The sequence below is a fragment of the Akkermansia sp. UNK.MGS-1 genome (assembly GCF_000980515.1).
In the GTDB taxonomy this organism is placed as follows: Bacteria; Verrucomicrobiota; Verrucomicrobiia; order Verrucomicrobiales; family Akkermansiaceae; genus Akkermansia; species Akkermansia muciniphila.
Map to the genome: position 1 here is coordinate 195,251 of NZ_LBCB01000001.1, position 21,797 is coordinate 217,047.

The 21,797-nt window shown below is 57.1% G+C and carries 13 protein-coding genes and 2 tRNA genes; all 15 read right to left on the minus strand.

What is annotated here, in order from left to right:
* Positions 1–4,913: hypothetical protein (locus WW58_RS00865; RefSeq protein WP_046434513.1), on the minus strand; the 4,913-nt coding region annotated here is incomplete at its 3' end.
* Positions 4,914–5,276: 363 nt separating this feature from the next.
* On the minus strand, positions 5,277–9,473 hold the full coding sequence (rpoC, locus tag WW58_RS00870; protein ID WP_046434515.1) for a DNA-directed RNA polymerase subunit beta': 4,197 nt from the start codon (positions 9,471–9,473) through the stop codon (positions 5,277–5,279).
* A 73-nt stretch (positions 9,474–9,546) separates the two neighbouring features.
* Positions 9,547–13,485, minus strand: a complete 3,939-nt coding sequence (rpoB, locus tag WW58_RS00875; RefSeq protein ID WP_046434517.1) for a DNA-directed RNA polymerase subunit beta — start codon at positions 13,483–13,485, stop codon at positions 9,547–9,549.
* A gap of 201 nt (positions 13,486–13,686) precedes the next feature.
* On the minus strand, positions 13,687–14,061 hold the full coding sequence (rplL, locus tag WW58_RS00880; protein WP_012420083.1) for a 50S ribosomal protein L7/L12: 375 nt from the start codon (positions 14,059–14,061) through the stop codon (positions 13,687–13,689).
* Positions 14,062–14,219: 158 nt separating this feature from the next.
* A complete protein-coding gene (gene rplJ / locus WW58_RS00885; RefSeq protein ID WP_012420084.1) occupies positions 14,220–14,723 on the minus strand; it encodes a 50S ribosomal protein L10 in 504 nt (167 codons plus the stop codon).
* A gap of 21 nt (positions 14,724–14,744) precedes the next feature.
* Positions 14,745–15,446 carry a 50S ribosomal protein L1 gene (rplA, locus tag WW58_RS00890; RefSeq protein WP_022197880.1) on the minus strand — a complete coding sequence of 234 codons (702 nt, stop codon included), beginning with the start codon at positions 15,444–15,446 and terminating at the stop codon, positions 14,745–14,747.
* Positions 15,447–15,497: 51 nt separating this feature from the next.
* Positions 15,498–15,926 carry a 50S ribosomal protein L11 gene (rplK, locus tag WW58_RS00895; RefSeq protein ID WP_022197881.1) on the minus strand — a complete coding sequence of 143 codons (429 nt, stop codon included), beginning with the start codon at positions 15,924–15,926 and terminating at the stop codon, positions 15,498–15,500.
* 68 nt (positions 15,927–15,994) lie between these two features.
* The gene (gene nusG, locus WW58_RS00900) at positions 15,995–16,564 is read right to left on the minus strand and encodes a transcription termination/antitermination protein NusG (protein ID WP_012420087.1); all 570 of its coding nucleotides are present in this window, start codon (positions 16,562–16,564) and stop codon (positions 15,995–15,997) included.
* Between the two features lie 29 nt (positions 16,565–16,593).
* Positions 16,594–16,821: a preprotein translocase subunit SecE gene (locus WW58_RS00905; RefSeq protein ID WP_012420088.1), complete on the minus strand. Its 228-nt coding sequence runs from the start codon at positions 16,819–16,821 to the stop codon at positions 16,594–16,596.
* A 33-nt stretch (positions 16,822–16,854) separates the two neighbouring features.
* Positions 16,855–16,930: transfer RNA gene (locus WW58_RS00910), tRNA-Trp, on the minus strand.
* Between the two features lie 94 nt (positions 16,931–17,024).
* Positions 17,025–18,209 carry an elongation factor Tu gene (tuf, locus tag WW58_RS00915; RefSeq protein WP_012420089.1) on the minus strand — a complete coding sequence of 395 codons (1,185 nt, stop codon included), beginning with the start codon at positions 18,207–18,209 and terminating at the stop codon, positions 17,025–17,027.
* A gap of 44 nt (positions 18,210–18,253) precedes the next feature.
* Positions 18,254–18,328 (minus strand) — tRNA-Thr (locus WW58_RS00920).
* A gap of 206 nt (positions 18,329–18,534) precedes the next feature.
* Positions 18,535–19,617 carry a tRNA (adenosine(37)-N6)-threonylcarbamoyltransferase complex transferase subunit TsaD gene (gene tsaD, locus WW58_RS00925; protein ID WP_046434522.1) on the minus strand — a complete coding sequence of 361 codons (1,083 nt, stop codon included), beginning with the start codon at positions 19,615–19,617 and terminating at the stop codon, positions 18,535–18,537.
* A gap of 23 nt (positions 19,618–19,640) precedes the next feature.
* Positions 19,641–21,011 carry an ATP-dependent Clp protease ATP-binding subunit ClpX gene (gene clpX / locus WW58_RS00930; RefSeq protein ID WP_046434524.1) on the minus strand — a complete coding sequence of 457 codons (1,371 nt, stop codon included), beginning with the start codon at positions 21,009–21,011 and terminating at the stop codon, positions 19,641–19,643.
* Positions 21,012–21,052: 41 nt separating this feature from the next.
* Positions 21,053–21,709 carry an ATP-dependent Clp protease proteolytic subunit gene (locus tag WW58_RS00935; RefSeq protein WP_022197884.1) on the minus strand — a complete coding sequence of 219 codons (657 nt, stop codon included), beginning with the start codon at positions 21,707–21,709 and terminating at the stop codon, positions 21,053–21,055.
* Between the last annotated feature and the right edge of the window lie 88 nt (positions 21,710–21,797).

Here is a 21,797-nt window from a genome sequence, read left to right on the forward strand (position 1 = left end):
CCGTCGGCGCTGTCCGCCGCGCCGGCCGTCAGGTCGCCGTAGCCGGCCGTGAAGGCCGCTCCCACCGTGAGGCGGTCGCTGAGGTCCGCGTCCACGCCTACCGTGCCTCCCCAGGTGGTGAGCTGGTAGCCGCTTTCATCCCCGCGGGTGTCCAGTTTGGCGTAGGAGCCCGTGCCTTCCATCCACATGTGGAAGCGGGGGAGGTCGTCGTTGACGTAGGCCGGGTTGACGCCCATGAGGGTGGTCCGGTTCCTGATCCAGCCCATCTGGTCGCGCAGGGCGTCCCTCTGTGCCGTCCCAAGCGCGTTGACCGTGCTCCCAGCCGCCGCCGCCATGGCGCGGGAGGCTCCGGAGAGGTTGCCGTCATTGATCATGGTGCTGACGCCGTTCATGAATTGGGCCAGCTGGGAGTCGGGGTCCAGGTTTTTGCGGGCTTCCCAGAGCAGGCTGGCTCCGGCGGCGGAGTTCCACGTGTCGGCCGCGGAGGCGAAGAGGTTTTCCTGCCGGAGTGTGGCATTGAGCAGGATGTCGTTTCCGTCGCGGCTCAGTGTGGCGTCCTGGTAGTAGACGGCGAAGAGGCCGGATATCCGGGCGGCGAGGCTCTGCCCGTCTTCCAGGCCGCTGATGCTGCCGGTAGCGCTCATCAGGACGACGTCATGGAGGTCGCTCCCCGCGTTCATGGCGGCGTTTCCTTCCATGTTGGAGAGGAGGAAGCCGGCTCCGTCCTGCACGGTGATGGTGCCCGCCGTCAGCATGGGGGCGCCAAAGGGGGCGTCCTGGTTGAAGTTGTAGATCAGTTCCGTCGTGGAGCCGTTCTGGAAGGTGATGTTTTCCACGTTGAGCGTGGTGTTGGCGCTGCCCTGGGCGTCCCCGGTGGCTTCAATACGCAGGGTGCCGTTGTTTCCGGCGGTGATGCTGTTGTAGTTCAGCGTGGGGGCGTCCGCGGCGCCTTTCAGGACCAGGACGCCTCCGTCACGGACGGCGAGGTCGTAGTCCTTATTGCCGGTTTGCAGGTATTGGGTGGCTTGCCCGGAGATGTCCAGGGTGCCGCTGCCTGCCAGCGTGCCGGAGAAGGTTCCGGAGGAGGTTGTTGCCGAGGAGATGGAGAGGCGGCCTCCGTTCATGGACAGGGTGCCGCTGCCGGAGAGGCTGCTGATGGTGCCGGATTCCGTTCCGGTGAGGGCCAGCGTGCCGTCGGCGGTGACTGAGGTTCCGTCCAGCCGGGCTTCTCCGCCCAGAGCCAGTTCCGCTCCTTCCCGGATACGGAGGGAGCCGGTTCCGGTGATGGAGCCGTCGTTTATTTCGCCTGTTCCAGTCAGGTTGAGAGTTCCCTGGATGGTCAGGGAGCCTCCGGCTTCCGTGCCGGTGATGGTTCCGACTTCGGCGTTGCCGTTAATGGTCAGGCCGCCTCCTTCCAGAGTGAGGGTGTCCAGGGTGTTTGACGCGCCGTTGAGGACGATGTTTCCTTCACGCAGGGCGAGGGTTTCCACGTCCATCGTTCCTCCGACCGTCAGCGTCCCGGTTCCTTCCTTGATGAAGGCGACGTTGTTGCCTCCCGTGATGCTGCCGCCCATGACGGTGTCCTGGCCGGCCGGGTCGATGTCGTCTTCTCCCGTCGTCATTTGTTTGTTGTTGAGGATGACGACGGCCGTGCCGTCTCCGGTGTTGTTGACGACTAGGCTGCTGCCCGTGGCTCCCATCAGGTTGTTGATTTTAGCTCCCTGTCCGTCGGATTCGCCCGGGGCTCCGGCCAGGTTGACCGTCAGGGTCTGGCCGCCGCCGATGACGACGCCGGCGTAGCCGGAGAGCGTTTGATAGGAGTTGACTTCATGGGCGTTTCCTCCTTCCTCCTGCACGCGGTAGAGGCCGGTGGCCGCTCCGCTGAGCACCAGGCTTCCTCCGTCCGTTCCGGTGACCCGGATGCCGTAGTTGGACAGAAGGTCGGTCGTGAAGGCGATGTCGCCCAGGTCGCCGACGGTCAGCGTTCCGCTGGTCAGGGTCAGGTAGCTGGAGGAGTCGTCGGTTTTGTGGTCCAGCAGAAGGTTGACGACGGCGTCGTTGCTCAGGTCCAGCGTCAGCCCTTCCCCCTTTATGGACAGGTTCGGGTCGCTTCCCGTTCCGCTGCCGTTGCTGATGACGGCGCCAGACGCCTGCGTGTCCTGGCCGATGTTTTCCGTTCCCAGGGCGATGGTCAGTCCGTCCAGGCCTCCTTCTCCTACGGTTACGGTTCCGCTGACTCCGGTGAGACGGGAGCCGGAGGCGATGTTCCACGTTCCTTTCATATGGCTGCCGCCGGCGCCGGAGAGGTTCAGGCTGCCTTCCGAGATGGTGATTCCTTCCGTGGTTCCGTCAAGGATGGTTTCCGCTCCTGCCGCGTCCGCCCCGAGTGTCAGGGTTCCCGCTCCCGTTTTGGTCAGGGCCGGGCTGTCGGTCAGCGCGTAGATGGTGGCCGAGGCTCCTTCCTGCGCGATATTGATTTCATCAAACCGGGTGAAGGTGACGTTTTGGAAGTCCCCGGTTCCAAAGGTTCCCTTGAGTTCCAGCGTCCTGTTTCCTTCGACCGCCGCTCCGGCGCTTCCGCCGATGGTGATGCCGCTTTGTTCCCCTTCCGCCCCAAAGACGCTTCCTCCCGTCAGCGAGACGAGGACGTCGCCTCCTGCCGTGCCTTTATTTCCTGCTCCATAAATGTTTCCCCGGTAGGCGCCTGTTCCGAGTTCTACCGTGATATTGCCTGCAGTGGTCATGGTGCTGCCTGTGTTTCCTGGCACTTTGGAGTAGGAGCCACCGTAGATGTTGCCGGTGAAGGTGGAGCCTCCGCTAATGGAGATGGAGGAATTTCCTCCAATCGTGTATTGGGCCTGGCCTGAATTTTCAAAGGAACCCCCAATGATGTCCCCCGTGAAGGTGATTCCTTCCCTGCCGATGATGGAAACGGAGGTGTCTCCGTTGATGTTGTTGACCGTTCCGGCGTTGTTTACATTGCCATAACTGCCGCCAATGATTGTTTTGACGAAGCTGTTGTGTTCCTCTGTTCCGGAAAGCGTGATTCCGTTCAGGTTGATTGTAGCCGACGTGCTGCCTTGAATCGTTGTTCCGGAAGTGGTATTGCTTGACCAGGAGCTTCCTCCGATGATGTATGAGTTGGAGAGTCCCCCATCCAGGTTCTGGGCCGTGTTGGAATATTGGACATTGGTTACCAGCACGCTCGTGTTGCCCGTGATGGTGGTGACGGCGTTGTGGGCGGAGGTGCTCCCGCCGATGATGGCTCCCGCCACGATGGCGTTATCCTTGACGGTAACGTTGGTGTTTCCCGTCAGGGTAGTGCTTGCTCCCTTGTTGTTCCCGCCGATGACGTGTTCCGCCGTGGCGTCGCCGGAAAGCTGCACATGGGTGTCCCCAGTCAGCGTGCTGGTCTGGAGTTTGGTGTTCCATTCATTGGTGACACCTCCGGCGATGATGCCGAATGCTCCTCCGTTGATGTCCATCCAGATGTCCCCCTGGTAGTTGAGGTTGCCGGACGACAGGGTCGCCCCGCTGTTGTATACCCCGGACAGGTTGATTTTAGTTTCGCCGGTGTTGGTGATTTGATAGACTTTGTCCCCGCTGGTCGTCAGGGTCCCGTTCAGATATCCCAGGCTGACGTTGGCCGCTCTCTCCTCCCCAAGAGCCAGCGTAAAGGCGTTCTTGACCGTTTCTTCCAATTCCCCTCCCGCTCCCGCAGATACCCACGTCACACGGGATATCGCCCCGTCTTCTATCGTCAGCACGCTGCCTTCTATTCTATATTGCCCTGTCTCTAAGCCCAATACGGTAAAATTCGTACCAAGGTTGTTCCCTAAATCAAACGTGTATCCCTGCTCTCCCTCTACCAGGCTGTCAAGCGCGCCGCCGATGTCAATGGTGCCTGAAGTGAAAGTTACATTTTCCTTGGTAAAGGAGGAACCGGATTCCGTATAGGTTAGCTTGGCTCCGTCAATTGCTGCGTTTTTCAATATGCCGGTGCCGTTCATGTTCAGAACGGAATTTGCCTCCAGAGTGGCGGAGGTGAAATCCAGCGTTCCTCCCGCCATGGTGATTATTCCGGAATAGGCCAGGGAAGAATTGTTGATTTTCAAGGTGCCACCTTGGGCCGTAATATTCGCGTTGATGACGGATCCCGTCAGGTTTTGCGTGCCTGTTCCGGCCATAATCAGATTTATTCCTCCCGTGGGAGTAGTGTTGCCGTTTACTCCGGAATGCTGCGTGGTTGCCCCGATACTTCCCCCATACGTGTAATTTCCGTTGCCCGTCAGGGTAAGATTCGCTCTGGAGGAATTAGCCGACTGGACGCGTCCTTTATGTGTTCCGCTGAAGCCGTCAGCATCATTTAAACCGGCCAGAGAGGCGGCATTGGAAATTTGCAACGTCAGGGCGCTGGAACTTTTATTGATTGAGCCTGACAAATCTACCGTTGCGTTGGCGAGAGCCGTTCCCGTAATCTGGAGAATGGCCCCGCCGGGCTGCGTCCCCTTCTGGGAAAGGATAATGTTCCCGGAAAAACTGCTTTCCTGGGAACCAAGCACAAACTTGGAGGCATAGCCGGCATTGCCGTTAGCCGCTACCAGCGTCAAATTTCCTTCTCCGGCAAATGCCCCGTTCAAATTGATGGTACAGGCGCCGTTCGTATTCTGATTAATGGTAAACGAGGAGCCTGCTCCGATATAAAGTCCTGTGGAATAATTGTTGTTTCCTGAAATTACATCAAGGTTGACGGATTGGCTCCCAGTAACTGAATACTCATTGGCGGGCTCATTGTTATTAAAGGTGGAGTTCGCTCCCCATGCGGGGGATTCAGATGTTGGGACGGCCAGGGAAACACTGGTGTAACAAGCCAGAACAGCCGCCAGCAGGGTAATAGGCAGATGGAGACGCATTATAAAAATATTAGATGTTAATTTTTTATGTATATAACGGATTGAAAATTCGATGTCAAGTTGAAAATATCAGTTCCCGGATTCTCATACTTTTACTGTAAGTGCATTATGATTTTTTAAATTTCTAAAATGGGATTTTCACCTTTTCATTTACCTCCCCCCTTGAAGCAAGGGAGGTATACTATAAGACTTTCATTTTGAATATAAAATATCAAATTTTATATTGCATGGGCCAATATTGGAATCATCGCCGAATTTTCAATCCGCTTTTCCTCTTTTCGTGAAATAACGCGGAGAAGACATAAAAAAGACCGCCCCCCGGAAACGGGGAGCGGCCCTTGAAGTGTGGGTGGAGAGAACAGGTTAGCGTTCGTTGTCGAAGTTGATGGTATCGTTCAACATGTCTTCGGCAAGTTCCGCCGCTTCCTCTTCTTCGCTGGCCGACGCGATTTCTTCTGCGCCCTCTGCGGGTTCCACTTCAATCTTGCTGTAACGGGAGAATCCGGTGCCGGCGGGAATGAGGTGGCCCATGATGACGTTTTCCTTGAAGCCTTCCAGCGTATCGGTCTTGCCGAGGGTGGATGCTTCCGTCAGAACGCGCGTGGTATCCTGGAAGGATGCCGCGGAAATGAAGGATTCCGTTTCCAGGGAGGCCTTCGTGATGCCGAGCAGAACGGGCTTGGCTGCGGCCGGTTGGCCTCCCTGGGCTACGGTTTGTTCATTGATGCGGTCGAACGTAGTCTTGTCCACCTGGTCTCCCCACAGGAATTCGGTATTGCCGGGTTCCGTGATGACTACCTTGCGAAGCATCTGGCGCACGATGATTTCCACATGCTTGTCGTTGATTTCCACACCCTGGAGGCGGTACACTTCCTGAACTTCGTTGACGAGGTGTTCCTGAAGGCGTTCCTTGCCGCAGACATCCAGAATTTCTTCCGGAGAGACGGGGCCTTCCGTAAGCTGGTCGCCCAGATGCACATGGTCGTCTTCATGAACGATAACGTGCTTGTTCATCGGAACCAGATGATCCACCAGTTCGCCCGTGGGTGTTTCAATGGTAATGACCTTCTTGCCGCGGGAGGTATTCTTGCTGCTGAGGCGCACAATGCCCTCCACGCGTGCAATGGTGCAGGCATCCTTGGGCTTGCGGGCTTCGAACAGTTCCGCCACGCGGGGCAGACCGCCGGTGATGTCCTTCGTCTTGGCTACCTTGCGGGGCGTCTTGGCCACCATCGTGCCGGCGGAGATGGTTTCCCCGTCCTTCACGGTGAGGTTGGCGCCTGCGGGAATGGCATGATGAGCCAGAACTTCACGGGTCTTGGCATCGCGGATGACCACCTGCGGGTGAAGTTCCTGCTTGTGTTCCATGACGACAAGGGAGGAGGCTCCGGTTTCCCGGTCCGTTTCCTTGGAAACGGTGATGCCGACGATCATATCCTTGAATTCGACGATGCCGCCCTTTTCTGCAATCACGGGTACGTTGTACGGATCCCAAGTGGCGAGGGTTTCATCCTTCTTGATAGCGCCGCCGTTGGGCACGTACAGGATGGTGCCGATGACGGGCTGGTAGGATTCCAGTTCGCGGCCCTGTTCGTTTTCGATGCGGACGGAGCAGTTTTTATTCAGAACGACAAAGTTGCCGTCTGCGTTTTCCACCGTGCGGAGATCTTCCGTGTAGATGACGCGGCCGTCGTTCTTGGCTTTCACAATGGGCTGCTTGAACGCCGTGGTGGCCGTTCCGCCCACGTGGAACGTACGCATGGTGAGCTGCGTGCCGGGTTCGCCGATGGACTGGGCGGCAATAATGCCGACCGCTTCCCCGATCTTCACTTCCTGTCCGGTGGCCAGGTTCAGGCCGTAGCACTTGGCGCAGCAGCCTTTCTTGAGTTCGCAGGTGAGCACGGAACGGATTTTCAGCCGTTCAATGCCGATTTTTTCCAGTTGTTCCGCCTGCTTTTCGTTAATGAGGTCGTTGATGTCCACGATAACCTCGCCGCTGACGGGGTCAACGATGCGTTCGCAGGAAGTCCGGCCGTAGATACGGGAGGCAAGGGACGCCACTTCTTCGTCGCCGTCATAAATGGCGTGAACGGTGATGCCGTTGCTGGTGCCGCAGTCTTCCGCATGGACGATGACATCCTGGGCCACGTCCACGAGTTTGCGGGTCATGTAGCCGGAGTCCGCCGTTTTCAGGGCGGTATCCGCCAGACCCTTGCGAGCGCCGTGGGTGGAGATGAAGTATTCCAGCACGGAAAGGCCTTCACGGAAGTTGGCCGTGATGGGGCGTTCGATAATTTCGCCGCTGGGTTTCGCCATCAAACCGCGCATGCCGGAGAGCTGCTTGATCTGCGCCTTGTTGCCTCGGGCGCCGGAGTCCACCATCATGAAGAGCGGGCTGGCCATCTTGGAGCCTTCGTTGTGTTCCAGCTTGCGGTACAGAGCCGCCTGGATGACATCCGTAGTCTGGGTCCAGATGTCCACCACCTTCTGGTAGCGTTCCCCATCCGTGATGATACCGTTCTTATACTGGCGGGTCACCTTGTCCAGTTCCGCATAGGCTTTTTCAATTTCCGTCTTTTTCTGGGAGGGAACCACCATGTCCACGATGCCGATGGAGCAGCCGGAACGGGTTGCTTCCTTGAAGCCCAGGTTTTTCAGGGCGTCCAGAGTCTGTACGGTACGTTCCTTGCCGACGGTCTGGTAGCAGCGCCAGATGATGTCGCCCATCTGTTTCTTGCCTACGTTGCGGTTAATGTAACCGAGTTCCCGGGGCCAGATTTCATTGAAACGCACGCGTCCGGCAGTAGTGATGATAACCTTCTTGGTGACATCCCCATACACCACTTCGGAAGGCTTTTTACCGTAGTCCGGGTTGTGCAGGCGGATCCAGTCATGGTAGCCGATTTTGCGGGCGGCAATGGCGTATTCCACCTCGTCGATGGATTCGAAGAGGGGAAGATGGTGATGATTATCCTGATTGTTCTGCACTTCCGCAGCACGGGTGTGTGTCAGGAAGTACGCGCCCAGAATGATGTCCTGCGTGGGTGTGGCAATGGGCTTGCCGGAGGCAGGCGAGAAAATATTATTGGGCGCCAGCATGAGCTGGCGGGCTTCCATCTGCGCTTCCACGGACAGAGGCACATGTACAGCCATCTGGTCGCCGTCGAAGTCCGCGTTGTACGCATTACAGACGAGCGGGTGCAGACGGATGGCGGAGCCTTCAATCAGAACCGGTTCAAAAGCCTGGATGGAGAGGCGGTGCAGGGTGGGCGCGCGGTTGAGCATGACCGGGTGGCCCTTGGTCACTTCTTCCAGGATATCCCACACCTCCGGCGTCTTGCGGTCAATGAGCTTCTTGGCGGAGCGCACCGTGTGCACGTAGCCCAGCTCTTTCAGACGGTGGATGATGAAGGGCTCAAACAGAATGAGCGCCATCTTCTTGGGAAGACCGCACTGGTTGAGTTTCAATTCCGGACCGATAACGATAACGGAGCGGCCGGAGTAGTCCACGCGCTTGCCGAGCAGGTTCTGGCGGAAACGGCCTCCCTTGCCCTTCAGCATGTCGGAGAGGGATTTGAGGGGGCGGTTGCCGGCGCCGGTGACGGCACGACCGTGGCGGCCGTTGTCAAACAGGGCATCCACGGCTTCCTGAAGCATGCGTTTTTCATTACGGATGATGACTTCCGGCGTTTTGAGGCTCAGGAGGGTTTTCAGGCGATTGTTGCGGTTGATGACGCGGCGGTACAGGTCATTCAGGTCAGACGTTGCGAAACGACCGCCTTCCAGGGGAACCAGCGGGCGCAGGTCCGGAGGAATGACGGGCAGAACGTTCAAAATCATCCATTCCGGGCGCGTGTTGGACTGAAGGAACCCCTGGGCCAGTTTCAGACGCTTGGCAATCTTGCGTTTGTTCTGTTTGGAGTTGGTATTGTCCAGCTGTTCCTGAAGATCCGCGACGAGGGTGGGCAGATCAATGGCCGCCAGCATTTTCTGGATGGCTTCCGCGCCCATGCCGGCTTCAAAGCTGTCATAGCCGTATTCGTCTTCCGCATTGCGGAATTCTTCTTCCGTCAGGATGGCCCCCTTTTCCAGAGGGGTGCTGCCGGGATCTACCACGATGTAGTCTTCATAGTAAATCACGCGTTCCAAATGGCGGGCTGTCATGTCCAGCATAAGGCCAATGCGGCTGGGCATGCATTTGTAAAACCAGATATGGGAAACCGGAACGGCCAGTTCAATATGGCCCATTCGTTCGCGGCGCACGCGCGCGTTGGTTACTTCCACGCCGCAGCGGTCGCAGGTGATGCCCTTATGCTTGATGCGCTTGTACTTGCCGCAGGCGCATTCCATGTCTCGGGTGGGCCCGAAGATGCGTTCGCAGAACAGGCCGCCTTTTTCCGGCTTGAACGTGCGGTAGTTGATGGTTTCCGGGTTGACGACTTCACCGAATGACCAGCTGCGGATGGTATCCGGATCCGCCACGGTGATGGCAACCTGGTCAAAGGTCCGGGGCTTGTCGCTCAGGCCGTGCATTTCCCTGATGGTGGGGGTGTCAGACATATATTGAAAGTTTAAAGGAGGTTTGGTGCCCGCCCCCCGCGTTTTGCGGCGCGGGGGCGGAATGCGGTGGATATTAGAATTTGAGGTCGGAGAAGTCGACGTCCGCCAGGCCGGCCATGTCGTCGCTGTCAAAGCCTTCCGTCATGCCGTCCACAGGAGTGAGATCCGTGCCGCCGAGTTGCAGGGAGGGTTGTTCATCCTTGTTTCCGGGGCGTACGTTCAGCCCCAGGGACTGCATTTCCTTCATCAGAACGTTGAAGGATTCCGGAGTTCCGGCTTCCAGGGTATTATCCCCCTTCACGATGGATTCGTAAATGCGGGTACGGCCCTGAACGTCGTCGGACTTGACGGTGAGAAGCTCCTGGAGGGTATAGGCGGCGCCATAGGCTTCCAGCGCCCACACTTCCATTTCCCCGAAACGCTGGCCGCCGTATTGGGCCTTGCCGCCCAGGGGCTGCTGCGTGACCAGGCTGTACGGACCCACGGCACGGGCGTGAATCTTGTCCGCCACCAGGTGGTTCAGTTTGAGCATGTAGGTCTGGCCTACCACCACCGGGTTATGGAAAGGTTCGCCGGTCAGGCCGTCATAAAGAGTACTCTTCCCTCCCACGGTGCCGTCCTTGCCGTCACCGATCCAGGTGAAACCGTCCACCTTCTTGGCTTCGGACATGTAATTCCAGATGGTTTCTTCACTGATGCCGTCGAACACCGGGGTAGCCACCTTGAAGCCAAGGGCCCTGGCAGCGATGCCGAGGTGGGCTTCAAGCACCTGTCCCACATTCATTCGGGAAGGCACGCCCAAGGGGTTCAGCACGATGTCCACCGGAGTGCCGTCCGCGAGGAAAGGCATATCCTGTTCCGGAACGATTTTGGCGACAACGCCCTTGTTGCCGTGGCGGCCGGCCATCTTGTCACCCACACCGAGCTTGCGCTTGGCGGCGATGTATACTTTGACTTCTTTCAGTCCGCCGGGTTCGGATTCGTCTCCGGATTCCATCTGATCCAGTCGGTGTTCCCGTTCGTCATCCAGTTCCGTAAAGCGGCCTTCAAAGGAGGTGATGATTTCCAGAATCTTGTTGCGGATCGGGCTGGGCTCGATTTCGATGTGGTCGTGAACCAGGGCCAGCTTGCGCAGCAGGGTCTTGGTGATTTTCCGGTTGGCCGGGATGATGATTTCACCGGTCTGTTCGTTGACGACGTCCAACGGGATTTTTTCGCCCAGAAGAATGTCGGAGAGCTTCTTGGTCAACTGGTCAATAAGCTGCTCTTTCTTCTTCTTGTGTTCGTCGTTGATTTTCTTGAACTGCTTTTTCTTCTCCGCGCTGTCCACGACGAGGTCGCCGCGGTGGTGGCCGGAGCCTGTGGAAGAAATGCGCACGTCCATCACAATGCCGGTGCAGCCGGAGGGAACGCGGAGGGATGTATCTTTCACTTCTGCGGCCTTTTCACCGAAGATGGCGCGAAGGAGGCGTTCTTCCGGGGCCAGTTCCGTTTCCGATTTAGGCGTAATTTTGCCGACGAGAATGTCGCCGGGCTTCACTTCCGCGCCGATGCGGATGACACCGTCATGGTCCAGGTTTTTCAGGGCTTCATCACCGGCGTTCGGGATATCACGGGTGATTTCTTCCGGGCCCAGCTTGGTATCACGGGCCTGCACTTCAAACTCGGAGATGTGGATGGAGGTGAAGGTGTCTTCCTTCACGGTTTTTTCGGAGATGACAATAGCGTCTTCGAAGTTGTAACCGTTCCACGGCATGTAGGCCACCAGAACATTGCGGCCGAGGGCCAGTTCGCCCTGGTCCGTGTTCGGGCCGTCCGCCAGCACGTCGCCGGTTTTGATTTTGTCGCCGCGGCGCACGATCGGACGCTGGTTGATGCAGGTTCCGGCATTGGAACGCATGAACTTGCGCAGGGGATAGACGTAAACTCCATTGTCGCGGTCCGTGCGCACACTGTCGGGATCAGACAGGAACACTTCCGGGCGCACGGGCAGTTCCCCGTCTTTTGTGGTGATAATGACTTCAGCCGTGGCGGAGGCCACGATGCCGTCCGCTTCCGCCAGAACGACGGAACGGGAGTCCCTGGCGCACTTTCCTTCGATACCGGTTCCCACGTATGGAGATTCCGCTACCATCAGAGGCACGCCCTGGCGCTGCATGTTGGAGCCCATCAGGGCGCGGTTGGCGTCGTCATGTTCCAGGAAGGGGATAAGACCGGCGGCGATGGAAACGAGCTGCTTGGGAGAAACGTCCATGTAATGCACGTCTGCCGGATCCACTTCGATGAATTCGCCTTTTTCACGGGCGGTTACGCGGGAGGTCGTGAAGTTGCCCTGTTCGTCCAGCGGGTTGTTGGCCTGGGCGATGAGATAGCCTTCTTCCTGATCGGCGGTGACGTATTCGATGGTATTGGTGACCCGGCCGTTTTCCACCTTGCGGTAAGGCGTTTCAATGAACCCGAATTCATTGATGCGGGCGTAGGTGCACATGGAGTTGATTAGGCCGATGTTGGGGCCTTCCGGCGTTTCAATGGGGCAAATGCGCCCGTAGTGGGAGGGATGCACGTCCCGGACTTCAAAACCGGCCCGGTCACGGTTCAGGCCGCCGGGCCCCAAGGCGGAAAGACGGCGCTTGTGCGTCAACTCCGCAAGGGGGTTGATCTGATCCATGAATTGGGAGAGCTGGGAGCGGCCGAAGAAATCGCGCACGACGGCGCTGAGGGCCTTCGGATTGATAAGTTTGCTGGGCGTGACGCCTTCAATGTTCTGGTCAATGAGGGTCATGCGTTCCTTGACCAGGCGTTCGGTGCGGGCGAGGCCTACGCGGCACTGATTGGCCATGAGTTCGCCTACGGCACGTACGCGGCGGCTGCCCAGGTGGTCGATGTCGTCCACCATGCCTTCGCCCTTCTTGAGACGCAGGAGGTATTTGAGGGCGGCCAGGAAATCTTCCGCCGTCATCAGGCGCTGGTCCAGACTGGTGTCCAGTCCGAGTTTCTGGTTGATTTTGTAGCGCCCCACGCGGGTGAGGTCGTATTTCTTGGGATCGTCAAAAAGCCTCTTAAGCAGGGTGCGTGCCTGAGCGGCAGTAGCGGGATCTCCGGGACGCAGGCGTTTGTAGATTTCCTTGAGGGCGGATTCTTCGTCGTGAGCGGGATCCTTCTTCAGGGTTTTAATCAGCACGTCGTCCTCGCTCTGGTCAATGACGTCGATTTTCTTGATGCCGAACTGGAGGAGCTGGCGAACCACACCCATATTGAGCTGTTCGAAAGCCTTGGCAAGAACCAGATCCTTGTCCTTGATCGTGTCCACAGCCACAAGGTTGTGCAGATCTTCTTCCGTCATGTCTTCGCTCAGGGGAAGCGTGCGGATGTTGTAGAACTGGCTGACGATGTCGCGGTCCGTTTTGAAGCCCAGGTAGCGCATAAACGTCGTCGCAAGGAATTTGCGGCGGCGGCGGCGGCGATCAAGGTAAACGTAAAGCAGGTCGTTGGTGTCAAACTGAACCTCCAGCCAGGAGCCCCGATCCGGGATGATGCGGAAGGAGTGGAGCAGTTTTCCGTTCAGGTGCTGGGCGCTTTCAAAACAAATGCCCGGGGAACGGTGGAGCTGGGACACGATGACGCGTTCGGCACCGTTGATGACAAAGGTGCCGCGGTTGGTCATCATGGGGAGTTCTCCCATATAGACCGTTTCTTCCTTGGACTCGTTGTCGGATTTGAGCTTGAAGGTGACTTGAAGGGCGGCGCTGTAGGTTTCCCCCGCGCGGATGGCCTCGTAATCGCTCATCTTCGGCTGTTCAATGTCATAGGAGACGAAGTCGAGCTCAATGTTTTCGTCATAGCTCTTGATAGGAAAGATTTCCTTCAGAACGCCTTGTAACCCGATGTTTTTCCTAGCCGCGGCCGGCGTGTCCTGTTGTAGAAAATCGAAGTATGATTGAAGTTGAATCTCAATAAGGTTCGGAGGTTCGATGACTTCCTTGATATTCCCGAAGTAGAGTCGCTTTGACATGGGCTGCTGTGGCGGAGATGTTATGGTTTGCATCCTAAAGAACCCGGATGCCGGGTTGGGCGGTTCTTTCCCTGGGGGACGGAACCGACTGGAAGCGTTTTACGAAATAAAAGGCCTCTAGTCGGTCACGCGGGATGTGAAGACGAGGAAGCGCAACAGGAGAAAAACGGCTTTTCTCCTGTTGCGCGGGAAGTAAAAAGCTTACTTGACGTCTACCTTGGCGCCAGCTTCTTCCAGCTTGGCCTTGGCGGCGTTAGCTTCGTCCTTGGAGACTGCTTCCAGGATGACGGCGGGAGTGCCTTCAACCAGTTTCTTGGCGTCCACCAGGCCGAGACCGGCCTTCACTTCGCGGACGGCCTTAATTACGGCGATCTTGTTGGCGCCGGCTTCCGTCAGGACGACGTTGAATTCGGTCTTCTCTTCTTCAGCTTCGGCAGGAGCGGCGGCAGCGCCGGCGGCAGCTACGGGAGCAGCGGCGGAAACGCCCCACTTTTCTTCCAGGAGCTTGACGAGGTCGGCAGCTTCCAAGATGGTAAGGGTGCCGAGTTCTTCAGCGATTTTGTTAATATCAGCCATTGTATTATTTTCTAGTTTGGTTTCGAGTCGCGCCAAGAGCCAACTTGGCATTTCAGTTCTCCGGCCGGAGTTCCGACAAGGAACCTGTAGGAGAGTCGGGTCCGGTTTTCACACATTTGGCTAGAGTGCAACCGGACCGTCCGGTCAAGGGGTTGGTATTAGGCGGCGGGTTCTTCGCTGCCGCCGTTTTCTTTGTCCACATATGCCTGAATAACTCGGGCAAGAGCGGAACCGGCCGCGTTGATAGTGCCAAGGAGTTTGGCAAGCAACTGATCGCGGGGAGGCAGTTCGCCGATGGCGCGGATTTCGTCCGCGGAAAGAATGGCTCCATCCAGGATCGCCACCTTGTATTCGGCTTTCTTGGAAGCCTTGGCAAAGGTGTTGATGGCCTTGGCGGCGCCTGCTACGTCGGACGCGCCGGTCACGAAAGCGGTCTGGCCGACGAGGTGTTCTCCGATGTCGGGAAGGCCGGCATCCGTCAGAGCCGTGCGCATGAAGTTGTTCTTGGCTACGTGGCACTGAGCGCCGCAGGCGGCCAGGGCGGAACGCAGATTGGTGAACTCAGGCACGGTGATCGAGGTGTAGTCCACGACGATCAGGAACGGGGAGGCGTTGACGCGAGCGGTCAGGTCGTCAATGATGATACGCTTGTCAGGATTCATGGTGTGCTAAATCGGTTCGGGTTACAGTTTGGCGATGGAAGCGGTGTCAACCGGCAGACCGGGGCACATGGCGCATGAAACGGTGACAGATTCAATGTAGGCGCCCTTGGCGGAAGCCGGGCGGGCCTTGACGACGGAATCAATCAGGGCAGCGATGTTTTCGGCGATGCTTTCGTTGGAGAAAGACAGCTTGCCTACAGCGGCGGAGATATTGGCGTTCTTGTCAACCTTGTAGTCAACGCGGCCGGCCTTCACTTCCTTCACAGCCTTGGCCGTATCGTCCGTGACGGTACCGGTTTTCGGGTTGGGCATCAGGCCGCGCGGACCCAGAACACGGGCAACCTTGCGAACCTCCGTCATGGCGTCGGGGGTGGCAATGGCCGTATCAAAGTCAACAAATCCTCCCTGGACTTTCTTGATGAGATCTTCAAACCCCACGAATTCGGCTCCGGCTTCCTGGGCGGCCTTGGCGGCATCGCCCTGAGCGAAGACGAGGACGCGGACGTTTTTGCCCGTGCCGTTAGGCAGGGAAACGCTGCCGCGAACCATCTGGTCGGATTTGCGGGGGTCCACAGTCAGGTGGAAGGAGACGGTGACGGTCGGGTCGAATTTCGGTGCCGGGAAGGATTTCATGGTTTCCACGGCTTCCGTGATGCTGTAGTTCTTGTTAGGAATAACAAGCTTTGCTGCTTCTTGATATCGCTTGCTGCGTTTGGTAGACATGTGTGTATTTGGCAGTGCGTTCGGACTGGTTTAATCCTCCTGCGGTGAGTGTTACATACCTTCAACTTCAATGCCCATCTGGCGAGCCTGGCCGGCAAGAATGCGAGCGGCGCGTTCAGGGTCTTTTGTGTTGAGGTCAGGGAGTTTGGTGTTGACAACTTCCATCAGCTTAGCCTTGGAAAGAGTGGCGACTTTCTTTTTGTTCGGTTCGCCGGAGCCGGAGGCGATGCCTGCGGCTTTCTTGAGAAGCACGCTGCCCGGGGGCTGCTTGGTGATGAAAGAAAATGACTTGTCCTTGTAAACCGTGATGACGGTCGGCAGGAGATCGCCGGCCTGCTTTTGCGTGGCGGCGTTGAACTCCTTGCAGAATGCCATGATGTTTACACCGGCCTGACCAAGTGCCGGACCCACGGGCGGGGAGGGGTTAGCGGCTCCGGCATTGATCTGGAGCTTGATGATTTTGGTTATTTCTTTTGCCATGGTTTTGCTTTGTTAGCGGAGAAAATAAACGGGAATGGGACTGATGGAGGGGGAGACGCAAAGAAAATTCAGGCTTTTTCCACCTGCCAGTATTCCAGGTCCACAGGCGTGGCGCGGCCAAAAATGGAGACGCTGACACGCAGCTTGCCCTTTTCCGGGTCGATTTCTTCGATGGTGCCTTCCTGGCTCTGGAACGGGCCTTCGCACACGCGCACAGGGTCGCCGACGGCGAATTCCACCTTGGGGCGGGCGGCAACGGCTTCCGCATCCAACAGGGGCAGAAGGTCTTCCACCTCGCGCTTGCGCATGGGGAGGGGGGCGTTGCGGGAGCCGGCAATGCTGATGACACCGTCAATTTGCTGGATGAAGTACCAAAGGTCCTTGTTCAGGGTGCCGTCCGCTTCCAGCAGGTACATGTTGGCATAAACGTACCCGGGAAAGAGTTTGCTGTGACGTTCCGTTTTTTTGCCGTTGCGCACTTCGGAAATAAGTTCCGTGGGGACTTCCACCCGGTAAATGAAGTCGGAAAGCTCGGCGTCCTTCGCCTTGCGGATGATGCGGTCACGAACGCTGTTTTCCTGTCCGGAGAGGACGTGAAGGACATACCATTGTTCGTGAGGCTCTGGGGTACTGGGCATGATCGGAGAAAGAAGTGGGGAGAGTAAAACTAGATTGCCAACTGGATGAGATAGTTGACCACGCTGTGAAGAAAGATGTCGAACGATGCAACAAACGCGCCAAGGAATACCATGGCAATCAGTACGACGAGAGTGGAACCCCAGAGTTCGCGGAATTTTTTGAAACCTTTCACCTTGGGGTCGCTTTCCCAGGGCCAGGTCGTCTTCTTAAGTTCGCCCTTAACTTCGGCGATGAATTGAGAAATCTTGCGAAACATGCTTCAAGGTGGGGTGGTGTATTTGGAAAGAAGTGGCAGGTCAGGAGGGACTCGAACCCCCAACTTTTGGTTTTGGAGACCAACGCTCTACCAATTGAACTACTGACCTGTTGGAGTCTCTTCTTTCGTGGGAAATGAGGGGGCCTGCGGGGAGGCCCCCTCATTAAACCTGATGTAGATTCCTCTACAAGTTCCTGAGGAACTTAGTCAAGGATTTCGCTGATACGACCGGCACCCACGGTGCGGCCGCCTTCGCGGATAGCGAATCGCATGGCTTTTTCCATGGCGATCGGAGTGATGAGCTGGACTTCCAGGTTGACGTTGTCGCCGGGCATCACCATTTCCACACCTTCGGGAAGGGTGCAGCAACCGGTCACGTCCGTTGTACGGAAGTAGAACTGCGGGCGGTAGTTGTTGAAGAACGGAGTGTGACGGCCGCCTTCTTCCTTGGTCAGGACGTAAACTTCTGCCTTGAAGTTTTTGTGGGGCTTCACGGTGCCGGGCTTGATGATTACCTGGCCGCGTTCGATATCTTCCTTCTTCAGGCCGCGGAGGAGCAGACCAACGTTGTCGCCGGCCTGGCCTTCGTCAAGCAACTTACGGAACATTTCGATGTCCGTAACGGCGGTTTTCTGGGTGTCCTTGATGCCGATGATTTCCACTTCTTCCATCTTCTTGATGACGCCGCGTTCGATACGGCCGGTAGCCACGGTGCCGCGGCCGGAGATGGAGAATACGTCTTCCACAGGCATGAGGAAGGGCTGGTCTACAGGACGTTCGGGCTGCGGGATGTAGGAGTCAACAGCGGCCATAAGTTCCATGATGGAATCTTCGGCAGCGGCATCGCCTTCCAGAGCCTTAACGGCGGAACCCTTGATAATGGGGGTGTCGTCGCCCGGGAATTCGTATTCGTTGAGAAGTTCGCGGATTTCCATTTCCACGAGTTCAAGAAGGTCGGGATCGTCAACCAGGTCGCACTTGTTCATGTAAACGACAATGGCGGGAACGCCCACCTGGCGGGCAAGGAGGATGTGTTCGCGGGTCTGCGGCATCGGGCCGTCGGAAGCGGCAACCACAAGGATGGCGCCGTCCATCTGGGCAGCGCCGGTGATCATGTTTTTCACATAGTCGGCGTGTCCGGGGCAGTCAACGTGGGCATAGTGGCGGTTTTCCGTTTCGTATTCAACGTGAGCCGTGGAGATGGTGATGCCGCGTTCGCGTTCTTCGGGGGCGGCGTCAATCTGATCATAGCCGCGTGCTTCGGCGAAACCCTTCTTAGCGAGCACTGAAGTAATGGCGGCGGTAAGGGAGGTTTTGCCGTGGTCAACGTGACCGATGGTGCCCACGTTCACGTGGGGCTTGTTGCGCTGGAATTGCTCTTTAGCCATAATATTATGTTTAGGTTTGGGCTGCTATGGGTCTAGCTTGAAGATGGAGCTTCTGGCGGGAATTGAACCCGCGACCTCATCCTTACCAAGGATGCGCTCTACCCCTGAGCTACAGAAGCATAGACTTCTTCCGCCTTTCGCTGCTCCTAGAGAAGTCGTAAATCCGCCCAAACCTGCGGTTCTAGCGGATAAATAGCATCCTCCCGTGTTGCCTGACGAAAAGCGGACGCTATGTTACGTTTTTAGATGCGGGATGTCAATGAAAACATGAACATTTTTTCAGCTTTATGCCGCAAATACAGGGAGTCCATGTATAATATATTTATCAGGAATGTGTTGAATGTTTGGATCTGTTTAAATCCTCCGTCAATTTAAGATTGGGGTCAACGTCTTCATCCAGAGAGTGGAACAGTCCTCTGCGGGCTTTGAGACAGGTGACATAAGCGATCATGGCGGCATTATCCGTCGTCAGGTCGAAGTCCGGGAGAACCAGTTCCACTTTTTCACGGTCACAGGCGGTTTTCAGGCGGGAACGCAGCTCCCTGTTGCAGGAGACGCCCCCGGAGATGGAAAGGGTGCGGTGACCGGAGGCGCGCAAGGCTTTCAGCGCCTTGTGAATCAGGACGTCCGTCACGGCCCGCTGGAAAGAAGCGCAGAGGTCGCGCAGAGTTTGCCGGGTCAGGCCGTGAGGATCGCCGTTTTTCGTAATTTTGGGCAGTGTATAGAGAACGGCCGTTTTCAGGCCGGAGAAAGATACGTTGGCTGTATGCTCCTTCATCAGGGCCCGGGGGAAAGAAAAGGCTTCCGGGTCGCCTTCCGCCGCCAAGCGGTCGATTTCCGGCCCTCCGGGATAGGGAAGGCCTAGCATTTTGCCTACCTTGTCAAAGGCTTCCCCTGCTGCGTCGTCCAGAGAGCGGCCCAGCAGGCGGTAGTTCCCTACGCCGCGCACATCCACAAAAAGGGTGTGACCTCCGGAAACGACCATGCCCAGATGGGGAACGGGACCGCCGGGGCGTTTGAGGAAGGGGGAAAGCAGATGGCCTTCCAGATGATTGACGGAGACGAAGGGCCTGCCCGATGCCAAAGCCAGAGCCTTGGCCGTGCTGTTGCCTACCAGAAGCGCAGCTACCAGGCCGGGGCCTCCCGTAGCGCCGAAGACGTCAATGTCCGCAGGAACTGTTCCGGCTTCGCGGCAAGCGGTCCGGATGATTCCGGGAAGATCCGCTGAATGGTTGCGGGAAGCCAGTTCCGGCACTACGCCGCCGTGCTGGCGGTGAATGGCAATTTGGGAGGAGATGACGGAGGAGAGTATTTCCGGAGCTTTTTCCTCTCCGGCAGAACGCAGGATGGCGACTGCCGTTTCATCACAGGAGGATTCTATTCCCAGAACGGTAAGGGATTCCGGCATGGAGGAAGAACAGGGAGGGGAGGTTAGGAGGCCTGGTGGATTTGGGCCGGCTTGTTGCCGGTAACCGTTGCCCTGGTAATGGTAACGGTATCCGCATTCTTCATGCTGGGCACTTTGTACATGACGTCCAGCATGAGGGTTTCAAAGATGGAACGCAGAGCGCGGGCTCCCGTGCCGCGTTTCATGGCTTCGGCGGCCATGGCTTTCAGGGCGTCCGGCTGCACGTCCAGTTTGGCGCCGTACATGGCGAGCAGTTTGGAATATTGCTTGACCAGGGCGTTTTTGGGTTCCGTAAGAAGGCGGACGAGCTGGTTTTCATCCAGCTTGGAGAGCGGACAGAAGATGGGCAGGCGTCCCACGAATTCCGGAATCATGCCGAAGGAGAAGAGGTCTTCCGGCATGGCCTGTGCCAGTATTTCCTCTTCCGAATATTCCTTGCGGTCGCGTTGTTCCGTGATGGCTCCGAATCCCATCTGGGTGGCGCCGAGGCGTTTGCGGATGATGTCTTCCAGGCCGACGAAAGCGCCGCCCACAATGAAGAGGATTTTTTCCGTATTGACGCGGATGTATTCCTGTTGCGGGTGCTTGCGGCCTCCGGTGGGAGGAACATTGCAGATGGTGCCTTCAATGATTTTCAGCAGAGCCTGCTGCACGCCTTCCCCGGAGACGTCCCTCGTAACGGAGACATTTTGTGTTTTGCGTCCGATTTTGTCGATTTCATCCACATAGATGATGCCCTGTTCCGCTTTCGCTACATCAAAGTTGGCAGCCTGAAGCAGGCGCAGGATGATGTTTTCCACATCTTCTCCTACGTAACCGGCTTCCGTCAGCGTGGTGGCGTCCACAATGCAGAACGGGACGTTGAGCATTTTCGCCAGCGTTTTCGCCAGCAGGGTTTTCCCTGAACCGGTGGGGCCGGCCAGCAGGATGTTGGATTTTTCAATTTCCACATCGTCCAGGGACTTGTCTTCCAGCATGACGGCGCTTTGGCGCAGGCGCATGTAGTGGTTGTACACGGCTACGGAAAGCACTTTCTTGGCGTAGTCCTGCCCGATGACATACTGGTTGAGCGTGGCGCACATTTCTTCCGGGGTGGGCAGCGGGCCTTCGTAGGAGGCCGGGCCGGCCGCCGTTTCCCTGAGCATGTCCGCGGCTGCCGCCTTGCGGGCTTCCGCCTGGCACATGGCGTACGCGGAGGGTTCCATGTTCAGGATGCCGCGGATGAAACGGGTTGCCATCGGAAGGCCTGTGTCCTTCACAATCATGTTGACGCAAATTTCAACGCAATTGTTGCAGATGTAAAAGTCTTCCGCAATCTGGATGAGTTTGTCCACCTTGTTCCCGGGCTTGCCGCAGCAGGAACAGGCAGGAAGATGAGGGGTGGAACCGGACATGGTTTTTCAGGTAGAGAGAGAGAAATGGCGGAGGGAAAGGGTCAGGCCTTGGTCTTTTTCTTGTCGCCCTGGTCATCAGAGTGATGCGCCAGAATTTTATCAACCAGGCCGTAGGCCACGGCTTCCTCAGCAGTCATGTAGTTGTCGCGGTCAGCATCCTTTTCAATTTGCTTTTCCGTCTTACCGGTATGTTTGGCCAGAATGCCGTTGAGGCGTTTTTTGAGGTTGAACATGAAGCCGATGGTGCGTTCCACATCTGAAGCGGTTCCCTGGGCACCTCCGGAAACCTGGTGAATCATAACGTGGGAGTTCGGCAGACAGAAGCGTTTGCCGGGAGTTCCTGCAGCCAGAAGGACGGAACCCATGGAGGCCGCTATGCCCAGGCAATATGTATTTACGTCACAAGAGACGAATTGCATCGTATCGTAAATCGCGAGACCCGCCGTGACGGATCCTCCGGGGGAGTTGATGTAGACGTGGATGTCTTTTTTCGGGTCAGCCATCTGAAGGAACAGAAGCTGGGCAATGACGGAATTCGCCACATCGTCGTCAATAGCGGAGCCGATGAAGATAACGCGGTCTTTCAGGAGACGGGAGTAAATGTCAAAGGCGCGTTCGCCGCGGCCGTCCTGCTCCACCACCATGGGCACATAATAGGAGTTTGCGGGGGTTGATTTGGAAGATTGGTCTTGAAACATGTTTATGGAAGATTGGATGTTGTTTTTTCAATGTATGTTACCCGTCCGCAGGACGCAAAACGGGGGAGTCGGGCATGTGTGCGCCAAC